Source organism: Desulfobotulus sapovorans DSM 2055, from assembly GCF_059569355.1.
The window spans coordinates 114,117-132,496 of the sequence record NZ_JCANVJ010000008.1 but is presented as its reverse complement, the minus strand read 5'-3'; the positions used below and the strand labels follow the sequence as shown (position 1 = coordinate 132,496).

Below are 18,380 nucleotides of genomic sequence, written 5' to 3'. Positions count from 1 at the left end.
CCTGTATTACTGGTCGAAGATCTACGGAGGTCAGCTGGATACAGGGGAGCCGTATGCAAAGCTCTGTGCCGTGATCTGCATCAATATCCTCAATTTTGTGCTGGTGAAGGACACGGAGCGGTCTCACCTGTGCTTCATGCTTTGTGAAAAGGACAGCCCTGAGCTGATCCTTACGGATCATCTCAGCCTGCACTTTCTTGAACTGCCCAAGATCACGACTTATACTCTGGGAAAGGATCTTGACCGGTGGCTCTACTATCTGAAAAACGAAGGCCTGAACAGGGAGGATGACGCCATGAAAACCATTCTGCATGACAACCCCCAGCTTGCCAGCGCCCGTGAAAAATATGTGGCCTTTACCCGCGATGATGCACTCCGGGAAGCCTACGAATCCCGCATGAAATGGCAGCGGGACTATGTTTCGGGCATTGCTTTCGCGAGAAAGGAAGGTCTGGATGAGGGCCTGAAAAAGGGGCTGGATGAAGGTTTAAAAAAACTTCGGGAAGAGAAATTTCAGACCCTCATGGCCCTCCGTGACGCGCATATGGCTCCGGAGGACATTGCCAGGATCACAAGGCTTGGCCTGGAAAAGGTAAAGGCCATCCTTGCCGCAGGAGACAAGGGCCTTGACCTGCTGACAGACGAAGAAAACGGAATCTGACCCCAGGAGAAATCATGACGTATCGGATGATGCTGTTTTTCATGCTGGCCGCAGTCCTGCCCCTTTCCCCGTGCCTTGCCGGAGAGCTGTGCGTGCGGCCCCTTGAAGCCTTTGCCTCCCACCCGGTCATCCGGGAGGAGCATCCGGAGTTCCTTTTGGATGCAAACGCTTTTTTCTGGCGTCTGGATGCGGAGGCGGGAAGGGGGCTGCCCACACTTCGTTTTGAAGATCCGCTGAAGGCGGGTGCGCCTTCCACGGAAAGCCATCCCATCCGCTCCCAGGCCAATGTCTATGCCCTGATGATTGACGACAGCCTTTCCATGCGGCCCTTCTGGGACAATGCCCGTGAAGCCATGCAGCGGCTTTTGGATCTGATACCGCCATCGGAGTCCACAGGGCTGTACCGTTTTTCAGAGGATCTGGTTCTGGTGCAGGAGCCTGTGCCTGTTCCCGATATCCCGGACGGGAAAAGCCGGATTGCGGCAATCACCCTTGCGGGGAAGGACACCCAGCTGTATCTGGCCCTCCTCAAGGTGATGGATGCACTGAAAGGTTCCCCGGCCTTCAACCGTCATATCCTCTTATTTTCCGATGGCGACGCCGAGGACAGGGCCAGAACCCTGGAGGAGGTGCTGAGACGGGCCGGAGAGCAGGATGTGCGTATTCACAGCATCGGCTTTGGACGGGCGGGACGATCCGGCACGGCCCTGAACATGGAGGTGCTGCGAACCCTTTCCCAGGGGACGGGCGGTCTCTGCCATTTCTTTGAAAATCCTGAAACCATGGAGGCCCTTTTCCGGCGGGAACTGGCCCGCCACAGTCTTGTGGGGCTGGTGAGGCCGGGCAATCTCGAAAGCCTTGTTTACGGACAGGAGAGCCTGCGTCTTGTGGCCCGTATGGAAACGGAGGATGGCGAAATACAGACCTTCGAGAAAACGGTGCCCGTGACAGGTACCCGGACGTTTGGGAATATGCGTGCTGCGTTGCTGTATCACACAGCGGCAATGCCCTTCTGGCAGATTCTGCTGCTGGGATCTTTTGCCTTTCTGCTGTTCTTTGCCATTTTGCCGGGCATTCCCCTGGGGCTTTGGTATTGGCGAAAACGGCGGCTTCGCGCTCAGATGAATGGCGGCAAGGGCATGGAAGGGAATGCGGTCTGGCAGGAGGCAACATCCGCCCGGCTTGCCTTTTTGAAGTCTGAAATGGACAGAATTGCCCGGAAGATGGATGCTGGTGGGCAGGATCCGGGAGGGGCAGGCAAAGCCCTTGCCTTTCTTGTGGAAGACGGGGGCCGGGTGCATGGCATCTTTGGCGCTACCGTCACCCTTGGCCGGTCTGAGGAAAACGGGGTGGTGCTGGACGATGCTGCGGTGAGTCGGGAACATGCCGTTTTGCAGTTCAAGCAGGGCCGTTTTGTCTGGATGGAGTCGTCTCCGAGAAACCCCACCCGCATCAACGGAGAGGAGGTGGTGGTGAGCCGGGAGATCTGGCCCGAAGACCGTATCCTCTGCGGCACGACGGAGCTGCGTTTCACCCTGGAAGCGGAATAGAAAAAAGGGAGCCTGATCCCTTGAAGGAGAATGAAAGAATGCCCATGAGCCTGTGTGTTGCCGGAAAACATATGTACGATGCGGAAGCCCATGCGGAGTGTCCCTACTGCCTTGAGGACAGGGAGGCTTTGGAAGAGGATGGAAAAGGGACGGGCACTGGGGCTGTGGAAGCCTCACAGAAAGAGAAAAAGGCCTCTTCCGGTCTCAAAACCCTGGGGCTTGATGCGGTTCTCCCTGAAAAGAAGCATCCAGATCCAAGTCCTGTGCCGCCCCGTTCCACCCTTCTGGTTGCCGGGGGAAACCAAAGGGACGCCGGAGGAAAGGCGGCTGTGGAAACACCTGTAGCCCCCATTCCGGATGGAAGGAAGCCGCTGGCCCCCGTTGCGGGCTGGCTGGTACTCTTGAACGGCAGGTTCCGGGGCCTGGATTTCCGTCTGGTTGAAGGGGTTAACCGCATCGGCAGGGGCCGGGACATGGAAGTCTGTCTGGATTTTGGAGAAGACAGCGACACCTCGGTCAGCAGAGAAACCCATGCCCAGGTGGTGTATGAGGGCAGCAGCGGGACTTTTTCCGTGGAAAGGGGCAGCAGCCGGAACCTGCCCCTTCTCAATGGAAAAACCCTGCGCCGGGATGCGGAACTGAACGAAGGGGATGTGCTGATGCTGGGGACAACCCGGCTTCGCTTTGTTCCATTCAGGGCCTAAAAGAACGAAAAGGGGGGGGGCAGACCCCTTTTATCCGGATACGGCATGGGGATCGAACCCGAAACGGCGGACTCTCCCTGTTCGGGAAGATCCGCCGTTTCAAAAAAAGCGAAAAACTTTGATTTTCAGGAGCGGGCCAGCTCTTCTTCGGGACTGGCATAGACCCCGTCCTTGTTGTGGTCTTCGGTTCCCACCAGGGGCGGGTTGAAGACACAGACCAGCCGCAGATCTTCGGAAGCCCGTAAGAGATGAGGCTCATGGCCGCTCAGGGCATACATGGTGCCGTCTGTGATGGGGATGATTTCTCCCGTATCCAGTCTTTCCAGCTCTCCTTTTCCGGCCACGCAGTACACCGCCTCCAGGTGGTTTTTGTACCAGATACGGGTTTCCGTGCCTGCGAAGATGGTGGTTTCGTGGAAGGAAAAGCCCATGCCATCCTTTGCCAGCAGAAAGCGGCGGCTGACCCAGTTGCCGTTGGCCGCCTTCTTGTCCCGCTCCGTTCCGATGATTTCCTTCAGTGTGCGTACGATCATGATGTGTCCTTTCCGGCTTACAGAATTTCCCTTTTCTTGAGAACTTCCTTGATGCTTTCCGCGATGATGGCGAGACCCTGCTTGAGAAGATCCTCTTCAATGAGAAGGGGCGGGAGAAGCTTGATCACCTGTTTTTCCGCACCTGCCAGCTCGATGATCAGCCCCTTTTCAAAGCAGGTTTCCACCACCGTGCGGGCGAGGTTGCGTTCCGGAAGCTCGAGACCCCAGATCATGCCCCGGCCCCGGATATTGGCTTCCAGTTCCGGATGCTGGTTCCGCATGGCATCCAGGGCTTCGTACATGAGTGCGCCCTTGTACTGAATGGCTTCACTTAAAGCCGGGTTGTCCCAGTAGGAAAGGGCCTCGGTGCAGGCCACAAAGGCGAGGTTGTTGCCCCGGAAGGTGCCCGTGTGTTCGCCGGGCTTCCACTGGTCGAGGTCGGGACGCATGAGGATGATGGCCATGGGAAGACCGCCGCCGATGGCCTTGGAAAGGGTGATGATGTCGGGTTTGATGTCCGCGAACTCGAAGCTGAAGAAGTTGCCGGTGCGTCCGTTGCCCACCTGGATGTCGTCGATGATGAGCAGGATATCGAATTCCCGGCAGAGATCGGAAAGGCCTTTGAGCCACTCGGCAGAGGCCACGTTGATGCCGCCTTCGGCCTGGATGGTTTCCACGATGACGGCTGCGGGCAGATCAAGACCGGAGCTGGTGTCTTCGATCATTTTGCGCAGGCAGGCCAGGGAGTCCACACTGTCGCCGAAATAGTTCTCAAAGGGCATGAAACTGACGTTGGAGCGGCTGATGTGGGCCTCATCCCGGTAAAAGGTGTTGCCCGTGACCGCAAGGGCACCCATGGTGAGGCCGTGGTACCCGTTGGTGAAGGCCACGACATTGGAGCGCCCTTTGATGGTGCGGGCCAGTTTCAGCGCACTTTCCACGGCATTGGTGCCTGTGGGGCCGGTAAACTGGATTTTGTAATCCATGTTCCTTGGTTCCAGGATGATGGACGAAAATTTCTCAAGAAAACGGCGCTTGGCGGTGGTGGCCATGTCGAGGCCATGGAGAACGCCGTTGCCTTCGAGGTAGGCGATCATGGCTTTGGTGATGCGCTCGTTGTTGTGGCCGTAGTTGAGGGTGCCCGCCCCTGCGAAAAAGTCGATGTAGTCCCTGCCGTTTTCATCGGTGAGAATGGCACCTTTGGAAGTGGCGAACACCGTGGGAAAGGAGCGGATGTATCCGCGAACCTGGGATTCGAGGGCTTCAAATATGCGCATGGCTGATCTCCTTTAAAATATAAGTTTTTCTGATAAGAATCTGTTTTTAAATGGCTTTGGTGTTTAAGCTGTCGTTCCCGTGCTCCAGCGTTGGAACGGAGGGGGCACTGCTGTGAAAGTACCCCATGGGACTGCAAGGCTGAGTCCGGGCCATGAAAAATTTCATGAGCCGCGAAAAGACATCGGTCAGCAGGGCACAAGAGGGCCGATGGAAAAGAGGATTTCCGCTTCATGGCCTGCCGTGCCAAAACAGGAGGCGGGGAAAATTTCTTCCTGAAATGTCCATGGGGTTTTGTGTGTCCGGGCAAGGGCCGTGAACAGGGCAATGGAGGCCCCGTTGGAGGGGGTCACCGTGGCATCCACCCACCGGGGCTGCACGTTTCGTGTGAGGGCATCCAGCATGGAAAGCCCCAGGCCCTGCCCCTGACAGGCGGCGGCAACGCAGACCTGCCATATGAAAAGACGATCCGGAGTTTCCGGCGGGCAGAGTCCTGTGATGAAGCCTGCCACCTGGTTGTCCTTTTCTGCGATCAGGGAGGTTTGGGAAAAGGCGTGGCCGAAATAGATATAGTAGTAGGCGGAATTGAGATCGAGGGCCGGAGTGTTGCGTACCAGCTCCCAGAGTTTGCCGCCATCGGCGGGTGTGGGCTGGCGAAAGTGGTATGGGGATATGGGATGTTTCATCACAGGGCCTGATTTTTCCAGTGAAAGGGAAAAAAGGGCGCGAGCCTCCTTGGTTGGGGTATGGCGTTTTTCGGATGCATCTTGCAATAGAACAGGCGAACCATAGCACGCGATGGTTCGCCTGTCAAGTTTTTGACTGATTTGATTTTGTTCAGAATTTAATAAATTTTACGTTTGGAGAAGGAGGAACCCAGTACGGAGAAGGTGTTTTCCACAATGAAGAGGGCGTTGGCATCCTGGGTGAAAACGATCTCTTCCAGGCGTTTGAGCTGGACGTTGTTGATAACGGTCATGAGGATCTGGCGTTCCGTGCGCAGGTAGGCTCCCACCGCAGGGATGAGGGTGGAACTCATGCCCAGCTCTTCGATGATCCTGCGGGCAATGGCATCGGAATCGTTGGAGATGACAAAGACCACCTTGCGCTGGTTGAACATGGACAGGCTGTATTCCAGGGTGGCGGAGGACACAAAGACCATGATGATGGAGGCAATGACGAGATCCACTTCCAGGGCCACAAGGCTGGCCAGATACAGAATGAGGTTGAAGGTGAAATAGGTTTTTCCAAGGCCGATGTTGTACCGCTGTAAAAGGACGAGGGCCACGATGTCGAGACCGCCGTTGGAGCCCAGGGACCGCAGGACAATACCGGCCCCCATGCCGGAAATCACGCCGCAGCTGATGGCGGCATAGAGCTGGTTTTCAATGGGAAATTCAAAGGTGGACAGGGCAAAGGCCCCTGTGGTCACGATGATGGCCCAGATGGTGTACAGAACAAAACGTTTGCTGAGGAGCACCCCCCCGAGGATCATGAGGGGGATGTTCAGCACCAGGTAGAAACTGCCCGGTTCCAGGAATCCGGTGAGGTAATAGAGGAGGGAGGCAAGGCCGAACATGCCGCCGGGAACAAAGGCCTGGGGGACGGCGATGCCTTTGATGGCAATGGCATACAGGATACAGCCGAAGGTGATGAGCAGGAGGTTCCACCAGACCGTGTAGCTGAAATCGCGTTTGAACATGCGGGCTCCGCTTATGAGGCCATGGTCTTGACCTCCGTTGTATCGTTTCTGTTCCTGGCTACATCCTCCACAAGCCTTTTGTGGAGGGCTTTGGCAGCCCTTGCATAGTCTTCTTCGGCTACAATGAACTGCATGTCAACCTGTCTGATGGATTGCTGCATGGCAAGGATGTTCACCCCGGCCCCGTGCAGGGCCGTCGTTGCCGTGGCAAGAAAGCCGGGAACCTTCATATTGCTGCCGATGGCGGCGATGAGGGCCACCTTGCGAACCGTGACTTCCGCGCCGGGGAAGGCTTCTTCCAGAGCTTCCGTGAGCCGGTTCACCCTTTTGAGGGAACTGCCCACATAATGAATCAGGGTATTGGCATTGAGGTTTTTGGCAATGGACTGCATACGGAATCTGCGGAAGATATCGCAGACCCCAGCTTCCCGGTCGTAGGCTCCCACCCTGTCCTGATCGAAAATTTCAATGGCAAGGACGCTTTCCCTGCCTGCAATGATTTCCACGCAGGGGTTCTGGCTTTTGTAGGCACCGTCAATGATGGTTCCGGGATGTTCCGGTTCAAAGGTGTTTTTTACACGGATGGGAATACCCGCCTGACGCAGCCCCTTGGCGGCCTGGGGATGAATGGCCTCCATGCCCAGATCCGAGAGCTGATCCGCCACATCGTAGTTGGTACGCCCCATGGGGCTGACATTTTCCGGGCCCATGAGTCTGGGGTCTCCGGAACTTAAATGAAACTCCTTGTGGATGATGGCCTCCCTTGCGGCGGTGATGCAGGCCACCCGGCTGAAGGTGATTTCCGAATAGCCCCTGTCGAAAGTTGCCATCAGCCCTTCCTTGCAGCGGGTATAGCCGGTGACCACGGGCATTTCGAGAGAGATGTCAAGATCGGCAAACACAGAGCGGATTTTGTCGTCAATGGGCAGGGCGCATTCTTCCATCCATCCGGAAAGATCCACAAGCTTTGCGTTGATGCCGCAGTTTTGCAGGATCTGAACGGTGTTGAAGGCACTGTGGGCTTCGCCCACGGCACTGAGGATTTCCCGGACTGTCATGAGATGTTCCTCCAGCTGGAAATGGCCGAAGGAGCAGAGCCGGGTGAGATCAAGGAGGCAGCTTCTGGCCCCCTCAATGCGTTCCCGGACAAAACGATCCGCTGCCATGCGGTCAAGTCCCAGGGGGGCCAGCTCCACATTGATGGCAAACATGCGTTCCGTTACCCGGTTGAGGGCATCCCCCCAGGCCCAGGAGGCCTCGTCATTGGCAAAGAGACCGTAGACGCCGGGTTCCCTGGTTTTTTTGTGTTCCAGAAGCAGGTCGGTGATTCCCGCATAGGCGGAAACCACAAAGATGCGCTGATAGAGTTCTTCGGGGCTCCGTTTTCCCAGGATGATGTTCTGAAGGACGTCGGCAAAACGGGACATGGAGCTGCCCCCGATTTTTTCAACGGTGTGGCTGGATTCCATGGATTTCCTTTTTTTGTATTGGAGGTGTTGATTGTTTTTGGGACAGGGAGCTATGGAGTGGAGGCCCAAAAACATTGCACGAAATGTATTTTTCGATATTTCCGCATAGAAGTCTGAAATATTTATATTTTTATGGTGGTTCTGGTTTTTGACATGGGGAAAGCCTAGCGGCTGGGCTTGGGTTTGTCAAGGTTTTCGTCAAAATAATGACGATTGTGGGGGGGTGGGAGGAGGGGGGGGAGGACAGGGAAGGATCCAGAAAGGTCAGAGGTTCCAGAGGACGGAGTGGCCCTGGCCACTCCCCCCCTTCTGTCAGCCTGGTTCTCCCATGCGTTCCCTGCGGATGGCCGCAAGAATCTCCCGGCCTCCTTTGTCAAGGATGCTGCCCGCAAGGGCGTGGCCGAGGTTTTCCGCCGCATGTCTGGGGCCGGATACCGTTTCCTTCACAAGCCGCACACCTTCCGTATCAATGATGCCCGCTGAAAGGGTGAGGGTATTGTTTTCAAGTTCCGCAAGGGCGAAGGCCGGAATGCTGCATCCGCCCTCGAGGCGGCGCAGGTAGGCCCGTTCCGCGAGAAGACGGCTTTCCGTGTCTTCATGGTTGAGGGCGTTCCGGATGCGGGCTTTGCGTTCCGGATCCAGATGGCTGAAGGCCTCGATGGCGATGCAGCCCTGACCCACGGGAGGGGTGAAGAGGGAAAGGGGCAGTTTTTCGGTGATCAGGGTATCGTAGCCCATGCGGTGTACACCGGCAAAGGCGAGGAGCAGGGCGTCGCACTGGCCTTCGTCCATCTTGCGGATACGGGTCTGGAGATTGCCCCGCATGTCTTTGATGCGGATATGGGGGTGGGCATGTCTCAGAAGGGCCACCCGCCGCACCGAGGAGGTACCCACGGTGAGGGGCTTTGCGGGATCGCTGAGGGTGGCCTGGGGGCTGCGGCTCACCAGCACGTCGCCGGGATATTCCCTTTCCGTGAAGGCAATCAGCTCAAAGCCTTCGGGCAGGACGGACTGCATGTCCTTGGCACTGTGCACGGCAATGTCCATCTCACCGGAGACAAGGGCTGCCTCGATTTCTTCGGTGAACACACCCTTGGAGCCGATTTTGGCGATGGATACATCGAGGATCTTGTCTCCCTTGGTTTCCAGAGGAACGAGTTCGGTCTGCATCCCCGCCTCCTGTAGCAGACGGGCCACATGTTCGGCCTGCCAGAGGGCGAGAAGGCTTTTTCGGGTTCCGATGCGGATGGGACGCATGAATTTCTCCTTATGGATTCGGATGTTCCAGGAAATTTCCCTTCCAAAGGCCCGGAAGCCCGGGGAAATCATGAAGAATGCTTCCTGAAGTAGATGCAGGTTCTGATCCGGAGCCAGGGCCCGGATGGGGAAAGGGTATAGCAGAAATGCAGAATGAAGAAAAAGCCCCATTGACTTTTGAGGTGTTTTTCTCCATGGGTCAGGCACAGGAGGATGTTTCTGGCTGGGACTTCTGGGCATATCCGGGATTCCTGCGGTAACTTTTATGGAGGCATGGCAATGGAACTTGGACTCTTACGGGATCTGACCTGGATGGTGCTGCTGGCCTGCGGCATTCTTCTCATCTGTTATCGTCTGCGCCTGCCCTCTGTGGTGGGCTTCTTTGTGACGGGTATTCTGGTGGGGCCCCATGGAATGGGGCTGGTCTCCGCCAGCCACGAAGTGGAGGTGTTATCGGAAATCGGGGTGGTGGCGCTCCTTTTTGCGGTAGGGATCGAGTGCTCCCTGGATACCCTCTGGCGTATCCGCAATACCGTGCTCGTGGGGGGCAGTCTTCAGATGGGGGGAACCGCAGCCATCGTGGGAGCGGCCTGCCTGCTCCTGGGGCTGCCTTTGGGCCAGAGTCTTTTTTTCGGGCTTCTGGCTGCGGTGAGCAGTACGGTTATCGTGCTGCGTCTTCTTCAGGAGCGGGGCCGCATGGATGCCCCTCTGGGAAGAAACAGTCTTGGCATTCTCATCTTTCAGGATCTGGCTGTGGTGCCCGTGATCCTGCTTCTGCCCCTTCTTGCGGGAAAGGATATTTCCGCTGGCGAGCAGGCCCTTCTGGTGGCGAAGGCCGTGCTGATCGTGGTGGCCACCCTGGCAACGGCCAGAAAGGTGATTCCCTGGCTTCTCTACAAAGTGGTGCGAACCCGCAGCCGGGAACTTTTTCTGCTCACCATTGTGGCCTTATGCGCGGGGATTACCATGCTCACCGCAGCCGCAGGCCTTTCTCTGGCTCTGGGAGCCTTTCTTGCGGGGCTTGTGGTCTCCGAATCCGAATACAGCCATGAGGCCATGGGCAATATCCAGCCTTTGCGGGATGTCTTCGCCTTTTTCTTTTTTGTTTTTGTGGGGATGCTGCTGGATCCCTGGATTTTTGTGGAACGGCCTGTTGCGGTTTTCCTTGCCACCCTTGGCCTTGTGGGGATCAAGGTGGCGGCGGCCGCCTTTGCCGTACGCATGACGGGCTATCCTTTGAGCGTGGCCCTGCCCACCGGGATGATGCTGGCCCAGGTGGGGGAATTCGGGTTTGTGGTGCTTGCCGCAGCCTCCCCCCTGGGTCTTGTGTCTGAATCCCAGGCGTCGCTGGTGGTGGCGGTGGCGGTTCTGTCCATGGCCCTGTCGCCCTTTCTGGCCCTTGTGGCGGGGAAGGTGGAAACCCTTCTGCCTGCGGCAAAGGCGGAAGAAGAGACCCCGGATCATGCCGAAGGTCTGAAGGAGCATCTCGTGATTGTGGGCTTTGGTCTCTGCGGACGTCAGATTGCCGATGCGGCAAGACAGTCCGGCATTGCCTTCTGTGTCATTGAAGTGAATCCCGAGACCGTACGCAGGCTCCGGGAAAAGGGGGAGAAGGTGATCTTCGGGGATGCGGGGCAGTCCGCCATTCTGGAACATGCCCATATTGAAAAGGCCAGCGCCCTGGTGGTGGCGGTGAATGATCCCGTGGCCATCCGCAGGGCCACGGTCACGGCAAGGCGGATGAATCCCGGCCTGCATATCGTTGTGCGCACCTCCTATGTAACGGAAATGGCGGAGCTGTACGATCTGGGTGCAGACGAGGTGATTCCCGAGGAATTTGAAACTTCCGTGGAAATCGTCTCCCGTCTGCTCAACCACTACCATGTCCCCAGAGCGGACATTGCGGCCTTTGTGGCGGAGATCCGCAAAGACGGGTACGCCATGTTCCGGGGGGAGATTTTTGAAGCCGCATGCAGCCGCATTGCCTGCAAGGTGCCGGATGCGGACATTGCCACCATCCGTCTGCCCCAGGGATCCCCTTTTTGCGGGAAGAACCTTGTGGAAAGTGCGATCCGGGAACGTTACGGGGTCAGCATTCTGGCCATCGACCGGGACGGGGAGATGCTGCCCAATCCCTCTCCCCTGCGGGTGCTGGCGGCAGGGGACAGACTGCACATTTTTGGTCGCAGGGGAGATATTGCCGTGTTCACGGCCCTGATTTCTGAAGAGAGGGGAGCGTCTTTGCAGGAATCCCTGGTTCCCGGATAATTTTCTTTCTCCGGCCACTTTGGGTGTGGCATGGGCCGGGAGGGCCGTATCCCCTGACCGTCAGACTTTCCACAGGGCTTCCCCCAGGCCGGAAGCCCGCCTCACCGTGCGGCCTGTTCCCAGCATCAGGATCTCGGATCTGCCCGCAATCCCCACCGTTTTTCTGGCACGGGTCACGGCGGTATACAGGATTTCACGGGTCAGTACAGGCACATCCCGGTCGGGCAGGAGCAGCAGCACCCCGTCGAATTCCGAGCCCTGGCTTTTGTGCACGGTCATGGCGAAAACCGTTTCCACCTCCGGAAGGCGCAGGGGATGAAAGGCCCGGAACCCGCCACCTTCAGCAGGGAAATACACGCAAAGCTCCCCGCTCTGTGCATCCTTTAAGGTGATGCCCACATCCCCGTTGAAAAGTCCGCTGGCAGGATCGTTTTTCAGCACAATGACGGGACGTCCCGCATACCAGGGGCCCGTAAGCCGGATGAGGCCTTCCTTTTCCAGGAGGCTTTCCACCAGGGTATTGATCCCTTCTGCCCCGAAGGGGCCCTGACGGAGTACGCAGAGGATGCGGAAACGCTCCAGGGCTTCAAAGGCGGCTTCAGGGGTTTTGGCCTGTACGAGATCCGCAAAGCCCTGGGATACAAGATCCTTAAGCCCTGCTTCCAGATTTCCGCTTCCCGCCATGGGAAGCCAGGAAATGGCCTCTTCTTCTCCCGCTTCCAGCATACGGACAAGCTCTTCCCCCTTGCCTGCGTTCAGGCTGCGGGCCAGTCTGCCGATCCCCCCTGAGGCCTCAAAACGCCAGCTCCGGGAAAGCGTCACCACGCAGTCTGCCATGGCGGGAAGCCGCGTCTGGGAGGCAAAGGGCAGGGGCTTTCCCAGCACCGCTTCAAAATCCTGGAGAAAGGCACTGGAGCGCTGGTCTGTGGTACCCTTGCAGATTTCGCCCAGAACAGCACCGGGCAGTACACTGGAAAGCTGGAAGCGGTCACCGAGCAGGATGAGGCGGGCATTGGGTTTCAGGGCATCCATGAGGCGGGCCATGAGGAAAAGATCCACCATGGACACCTCATCCACTACCACAAGGTCTGCGGAAAGGGGATTGCCCCCATGGTGGCGGGGAGGACGGCCATGCCCCAGCCCCAGCAGCCGGTGCAGGGTGGATGCGGATTCGGGAATGGCGGCAAGGTGGTCTGGGGGAAGGGGGGGGAGGCCCGATTTTCCCGCCATCATGGAGGCTCCGAGCCGTCCTGCGGCCTTGCCCGTAGGTGCGGTCAGCACCACTTCCGGCGGGGTTTCGGCCAGGGTGCAGAGGGTGGCCAGAAGACGGCATACGGTTGTGGTTTTTCCCGTTCCGGGGCCGCCAACGATGACGCAGAGGGCTTTCATCGCCGCAGTCAGGGCGGCGATTTTCTGCATATTGGCATTCTCGGGATCCTGCTCCGGGAAAAAGCGCTGGAGGGCATCTTTCAGGGCCCTGTGATCCGGTAGGGGCAGTGTTGTTTCGGCCCGGCGGAGAAGCCCCTGGGCCACCCTGTTTTCAGCCCGGAAGTAACGGCGCAGGTAAAGGCGGTTTCCCATGAGCATGAGGGGTTTGACATCTTCGGGCTGCTGGCCCACCAGGGGGGATACGTCCATCTGTCTGCGGCAGACATCAAGGCCCGGTTCCACCCCCGCCATGCGGGCCACCCTGGGCCAGATTCCGTCGCGTCCGGCCAGATCCAGACAGACATGGCCTTCCCGGGTACGGGCGGAAAGGAGGGTCACCGCAAGGTTCAGGGTGGGGGACATGTCCGGGTCCAGGCGTTGCAGAAGGGCCGCAAGGTGGCTGTCCAGAGGTCTGACGCGAAGGAGGGCATCCAGGGAATCACGGGGGCTTTCGGATGCAGGGAGAGACGATTCAGCGTTTTCCAATGGAAGCCTTCCTTTTTTTCAGAACCCGGTTTTCAGAATCTAGCCCGGCATGCGGCAGGGGACGCCTTCAGGAGTCTTTTTTCCATCCTCCGATGAGGTGGAGATGGAGGTGGAAAACTTCCTGACCCCCTCCTTTTTCCACGTTGAACTGAAGTTTGTAGCCGCTGGCATGGATGCCTTCCTTTGCTGCCATTTCCTTTGCCGCAAGAAGGAGTTTGCCGAGAAGCAGGGTATGGTTTTCCCTGATGTCGTTGATACTGCGGATATGTTCTCTGGGAACGATGAGAAGGTGCACGGGAGCCTGGGGCCGGATATCCCGGAAGACCAGCAGATCGTCGGTTTCCATGAGAAAATCCGTGGGAATTTCTTTGTTGATGATTTTACAGAAAATGCAGTTTTCCATGGAAGCTCCTTTGTTCCGGGGTTGGGGTCAGGGGGTTGTACCGGTGTTCTGGGGAAAATGATCCTGGATATACCGCCGCACCCCCTCCACAACACCGTCGGCAAGACGGTTCTGGTACTGGGTGCTGGTAAGGCGTTTGGACTCTTTGGGATGGGTGATGAAACCCGTTTCAATGAGAATGGAGGGCATCTGGGCACCGAGAAGCACATAGAAGGGCGCCTGTTTCACACCCTTGTCGCTGATGTCCTTGTAGTGGGGACGGACGCTGGTGAACATCCCCCGCTGGACATAGGAAGCCAGACGGCTGGACTCATTGATTTTGGCATTCTGCATCAGATCATTGAGTATGGTCTGAAGATCGCTGATGTTTTTGGTGGAGGTTGCGTTTTCACGGGCGGCTACAGCGATGGATTCCTCATCCGTGGCCAGGTTCAGGAAATAGGTCTCAATGCCCTGGGCCTTGCGGTTGAGGGCCGCGTTGGTATGAATGGAAATAAAAAGATCCGCCTTTTTCTGGTTGGCAAACTGGGTGCGTTCCTCAAGGGCCAGATAGGTATCGTCGGTGCGGGTGAGCAGGACTTCACACTTCAGTGCCTTGCGCAGTTTTTCCGCCACCACCTTTGCCATCTGGAGATTGACGTCCTTTTCCAGAATCCCTTTGCTGTGTCCCACGGCACCGGGATCTTTTCCCCCATGTCCGGGGTCAAGGACAATGCGGTGCACCCCCAGGACAAACTGCCTGCGGATGGCACCGGCATTGACAGTGCCGGGAGGGGGGAGTTCCACAGGGGGCAGGGCTGCGGGGGGCAGGGAGGCCGCAAGTTCGGGCCGGTCGGAGGGCTTGCTTTCTCCCCAGATGTCAATGACCGTCCTGTGGGGATCAAACAGCTGAAACACCTTGAAGTCCCTGGATTTATCGAGATCCATCACCAGACGTACCCGATCCTGGGTGTTCCGGGCAATACGGATGACCTTGACCTGGGGATCGTTAATTTCGATAGCCGCAGGAACATCGTCCATCAGCGTGGCTTTATTGAAATCCACATAGACTCTGGGGGGCAGGCCATTGGCCTTGTCCCGGTTCAGGTCGTTGTAGGCATAGGCGATTTCATCATCCGCATCCACCACAATACGGGTGCGGTTGGGGTAGGTCTGGTAACGCAGTCCCCGGATAAGTCCCAGGCCGGTAGTGTTCCGGGTCTTCTCATCCATTCCTGCGGGATGGCCGGCAGGGGATTTCTCCGTCGGATTTTCCTGAACCAGAAGCGGGAGAACCGGAGAGGCCGATGCAAGAAGGGGGGAGACCGGTGGGGGCAGGGATATCTTTTCTTCGGGTCGGGTGGTTTTTGCATTTTTTACCGGTGGCCCGGTCTGGGCTGCGGGCAGCGGAGGGGGGGCAGGAGGTTCGGAAATAATTCTGGGAGCAGCGGAGGCGTGCAGGGGGGCACCCAGTTCCTTTAACTGGTCTTCTGCGTGAAATTTGTAGCGGCTTTTGGGGCATTCCTGAAAGGTTCTGCGGAAGAAGGCAATGGCTTTTTCCCTGTCGCTGCTGCGACCGGAAAACCGTGCCAGGGCAAGGTAGGTTTCGCCTGCACGGTAGAGGGAGGCGGGGGCCCAGGTATCCAGAGGATCCCTGTCGTAGGCGGTTTCAAAATTTTGAGCGATTTCTTCCCAGTTGGAGCGGAACTTGCGTTTTTCCGTATCTTTCTGAAGCCTTTGAAAGGCTTTGTCCGTTTCAAGGTAAAGACTGCGCACGGAATTGGCCCGGATACTGGCCGGAAGGAGCAGGGCAAAGCAGAGGAAGACCCCAAAAAAGAAGGAAATCCGCAGGAAAAGGGGAGATGCAGACTCTGCCGGGAACGTGCTGTGGGTGTGTATCGCAATACGCATGGGGCTGGGAGTTCCTTGACTTATCCCTGTTTGGCTTCCGTTGCCATGGCTTTTTCCTTCAGGATAAAAAGGATATGCATGGCCTCCATGGGGGTCATGGTGTTGGGATCCATTTCCTTGAGCATGGTGACAATGGCTGTCTCAGGCCCTGGGAAAAGGCGCATCTGCCTCGGATCTTCACGGCGGCCCTCCTGGAGGCAGCCTCCCTCTTCCCAGAGGGGTTTTCCGTTTTCCACACGATCCAGCAGAACGCCTGCACGGTGTATCACAGAATCCGGAAGTCCGGCAAGCTTTGCCACCTGGATGCCATAACTGCGATTGGCCCCGCCGGGTATCAGTTTGTGGAGAAAGATGATGGTCTCCTCGAATTCCCGTACAGCCACACAGAAGTTTTTTACCCTGGGCAGGTTTTCGGCAAGCTGGGTCATTTCATGGTAATGGGTGGCAAACAGGGTTTTGACCCCCTTTTTTTTCAGGTTGTGGAGATATTCCGCCACCGCCCATGCGATACTGAGGCCATCAAAGGTACTGGTTCCCCGTCCGATTTCATCCATGATGACCAGGCTGTCCGGGCTGGCATTGTGGAGAATGTTGGCCGCTTCCTCCATTTCCACCATGAAGGTGGACTGGCCCTGAGCCAGATTGTCCGAAGCACCGACGCGGGTGAAAATGCGGTCTGTGATGGAAATGCGGGCAGCGGCTGCGGGTACAAAGCTGCCCATCTGGGCCATAAGAACAATAAGGGCCACCTGACGCAGCACCGTCGATTTCCCCGCCATGTTCGGCCCTGTGATGATGAGCACCTGGGAGGCGCTGTTGTCCATGTAGATGGAATTGGGCACATAGCGCTGGTCTTTCAGCATGCCCTCCACAACGGGATGACGCCCTTCCCGGATATCCAGAATACCGTCTTCGGTCATTTCGGGCCGGATATACTGCTTTTCTTCCGCAAGCTGGGCCAGGGAAAAGAAGACATCCACCCGTGCCAGAAAATCGGCGGCAAGGAGGATGTCCTGGTGCAGGGCCGTGGCTTTCTGGCGCAGCTCTTCAAAGAGGGCCAGCTCCATCCGTGTCCGTTCTTCCTGGGCGTTTAACACCCTGTCTTCAAAAATTTTCAGCTCATCGGTGATGTAGCGTTCCGCATTGACGAGGGTCTGTTTGCGCACATAATCCGGCGGAACGGATTTGGCCTGGGCTTTGGAAACTTCGATGAAGTATCCGAAAACCCGGTTGAAGCGTACCTTGAGGGTACTGATGCCCGTCCTTTCCCGTTCCCGGATCTCAAGGCCTGCCAGGTAACTTTTGCCGTCCGTTGCCATGGCGATGAGGGTATCCAGTTCCGGGTTGAAGCCGGTGCGGATGATTTCACCCTGATCCGGATTGACCGGTGCATCCTCCCGGATGGCGGCATCCAGGGTACGGGCAAGTTCCAGCAGTTTTTCCATATCCCCTGCAAAGGAAAGCAGGGGGGAAGGGAGGGGTTCCAGGGGGGTGAGGAGATCGGGCAGGGTGAACAAAGAGGTTCGCAGGGCCAGGAGATCCCTCGGATGGCAGCGGCCCATGGCAATGCGGGTGCTGATGCGTTCAAGATCATGGGTGTGCCTGAGTTTTTCCCGGATCTGCCTGCGGATCAGGGGATGGGTGAGGGCCAGCTCCACGGCCTGATGCCGTTTTTCCATGGCGGCTTTGTCCATAAGGGGATAGGTCAGCCACTGGCGAAGGGTTCGGGCTCCCATGGCGGTGAGGGTTTTGTCCAGGGTATGGAGCAGGCTGCCTTTTGGGCTGTTGTCCCGGAGGTTTTCCGTCAGTTCCAGATTGCGGAAGGTGGTGTCATCAATGAGAAGCACGCCGTCCAGGGCATAGAGCTGAAGGCCCTGAATATGGGTGACATCCTGCTTCTGGGTTTCCCGTACATAGTGGATCAGAGCCCCTGCGGCGGCCACTCCGGCTCCGGCCTTGCGGATGCCGAAACTGTCCAGACTCCGGACGCCAAACTGTTCCAGAAGAATACTCCGGCCCCTTGCGGGAAGGAAGTCTGTCTGGGGTGCGGGGCTGATGCGGGACTGCTGGAAGGCTGCACCCAGAAGGGTTCTGTCCGTATGCATGTCAAAATCTTCGGGAATGAGGATCTCCCTTGGCCGGATACGGGCCAGTTCATCCCGTACGGCACTCCGGGAGCGGGTTTCCGTCATGCGGAAAACGGCGGTGGAAAGATCCAGACAGGCGATGCCCCAGGTATTGCCCTGAAAGAGAAGGGCCACCACAAAATTGTTGTTTCTGTCATCCAGAAGATGCTCTTCCACCAGCATACCGGGGGTGAGGATGCGTACCACATCGCGTCTGACAAGCCCTTTGGCCTTGGCGGGATCCTCCATCTGTTCGCAGATGGCCACCTTGAAATTCGCCTGAACGAGTCTGGCCATGTAAAGCTCTGCGGATTTAACGGGAACACCGCACATGGGGATGGCATCCGGATCTTTGCGGTTGCGTGCCGTGAGCGTGATGTCCAGCACCCGGGAGGCGGTTTCCGCATCTTCGTGGAACATTTCATAAAAATCGCCCATGCGGTAAAAGAGAAGACAATCCGGATACTGGGCCTTAAGATCCAGATACTGCATCATCATGGGGGTGGTGGCGGCATGGCTGCTCATGGGACTCCGTTGCGGCTCCGGGCTGGTTTTTCAAGACGGCTTCGGCCCGACGAAAATGCGCCGGGCCGAAGAGGGATAGATTCTGAAAGACGAAGGTATCGCT

14 protein-coding genes are annotated in these 18,380 nt (G+C 57.4%); 4 read left to right on the top strand and 10 right to left on the bottom strand.

Annotation, left to right across the window (positions count from 1 at the left end; all coding sequences use genetic code 11):
* The 3 genes from BR04_RS08370 to BR04_RS08360 form a co-directional block, all read left to right on the top strand.
* Nucleotides 1–661, top strand: a 661-nt coding sequence (locus BR04_RS08370) for an Rpn family recombination-promoting nuclease/putative transposase (RefSeq protein WP_496355546.1), incomplete at its 5' end; no start/stop codon positions are given.
* A gap of 14 nt (nucleotides 662–675) precedes the next feature.
* Entirely contained in the window at nucleotides 676–2,211 is a 1,536-nt protein-coding gene (locus tag BR04_RS08365) for an FHA domain-containing protein (protein WP_496355545.1), read from the top strand.
* Nucleotides 2,212–2,249: 38 nt separating this feature from the next.
* Complete coding sequence (locus BR04_RS08360) at nucleotides 2,250–2,915, top strand: FHA domain-containing protein (RefSeq protein ID WP_496355544.1); 666 nt, start codon at nucleotides 2,250–2,252, stop codon at nucleotides 2,913–2,915.
* A 125-nt stretch (nucleotides 2,916–3,040) separates the two neighbouring features.
* Here the strand turns inward: BR04_RS08360 and BR04_RS08355 are convergent, their stop codons facing one another.
* From BR04_RS08355 to hemC, 6 genes are all read right to left on the bottom strand, one after another.
* Nucleotides 3,041–3,448, bottom strand: a complete 408-nt coding sequence (locus tag BR04_RS08355) for an ectoine synthase (RefSeq protein WP_496355543.1) — start codon at nucleotides 3,446–3,448, stop codon at nucleotides 3,041–3,043.
* Between the two features lie 17 nt (nucleotides 3,449–3,465).
* Nucleotides 3,466–4,725: a diaminobutyrate--2-oxoglutarate transaminase gene (ectB, locus tag BR04_RS08350; RefSeq protein ID WP_496355542.1), complete on the bottom strand. Its 1,260-nt coding sequence runs from the start codon at nucleotides 4,723–4,725 to the stop codon at nucleotides 3,466–3,468.
* 186 nt (nucleotides 4,726–4,911) lie between these two features.
* Nucleotides 4,912–5,409, bottom strand: a complete 498-nt coding sequence (gene ectA / locus BR04_RS08345) for a diaminobutyrate acetyltransferase (RefSeq protein ID WP_496355541.1) — start codon at nucleotides 5,407–5,409, stop codon at nucleotides 4,912–4,914.
* A 158-nt stretch (nucleotides 5,410–5,567) separates the two neighbouring features.
* Nucleotides 5,568–6,425, bottom strand: coding sequence for a YitT family protein (locus BR04_RS08340; RefSeq protein WP_496355540.1), 858 nt, complete (start codon nucleotides 6,423–6,425; stop codon nucleotides 5,568–5,570).
* An 11-nt stretch (nucleotides 6,426–6,436) separates the two neighbouring features.
* Nucleotides 6,437–7,894 carry an aspartate kinase gene (locus tag BR04_RS08335; RefSeq protein ID WP_496355539.1) on the bottom strand — a complete coding sequence of 486 codons (1,458 nt, stop codon included), beginning with the start codon at nucleotides 7,892–7,894 and terminating at the stop codon, nucleotides 6,437–6,439.
* Between the two features lie 312 nt (nucleotides 7,895–8,206).
* On the bottom strand, nucleotides 8,207–9,151 hold the full coding sequence (hemC, locus tag BR04_RS08330; protein WP_496355538.1) for a hydroxymethylbilane synthase: 945 nt from the start codon (nucleotides 9,149–9,151) through the stop codon (nucleotides 8,207–8,209).
* 279 nt (nucleotides 9,152–9,430) lie between these two features.
* Here hemC and BR04_RS08325 point away from each other — a divergent pair, with 279 nt between their 5' ends.
* Entirely contained in the window at nucleotides 9,431–11,419 is a 1,989-nt protein-coding gene (locus tag BR04_RS08325; protein WP_496355537.1) for a monovalent cation:proton antiporter family protein, read from the top strand.
* A 60-nt stretch (nucleotides 11,420–11,479) separates the two neighbouring features.
* Here the strand turns inward: BR04_RS08325 and recD are convergent, their stop codons facing one another.
* The 4 genes from recD to mutS form a co-directional block, all read right to left on the bottom strand.
* Nucleotides 11,480–13,333 carry an exodeoxyribonuclease V subunit alpha gene (gene recD, locus BR04_RS08320; RefSeq protein WP_496355536.1) on the bottom strand — a complete coding sequence of 618 codons (1,854 nt, stop codon included), beginning with the start codon at nucleotides 13,331–13,333 and terminating at the stop codon, nucleotides 11,480–11,482.
* Nucleotides 13,334–13,400: 67 nt separating this feature from the next.
* The gene (locus tag BR04_RS08315; RefSeq protein WP_496355535.1) at nucleotides 13,401–13,736 is read right to left on the bottom strand and encodes a histidine triad nucleotide-binding protein; all 336 of its coding nucleotides are present in this window, start codon (nucleotides 13,734–13,736) and stop codon (nucleotides 13,401–13,403) included.
* Nucleotides 13,737–13,763: 27 nt separating this feature from the next.
* Entirely contained in the window at nucleotides 13,764–15,626 is a 1,863-nt protein-coding gene (locus BR04_RS08310; RefSeq protein WP_496355534.1) for an N-acetylmuramoyl-L-alanine amidase, read from the bottom strand.
* Nucleotides 15,627–15,646: 20 nt separating this feature from the next.
* Entirely contained in the window at nucleotides 15,647–18,277 is a 2,631-nt protein-coding gene (gene mutS, locus BR04_RS08305) for a DNA mismatch repair protein MutS (protein ID WP_496355533.1), read from the bottom strand.
* Between the last annotated feature and the right edge of the window lie 103 nt (nucleotides 18,278–18,380).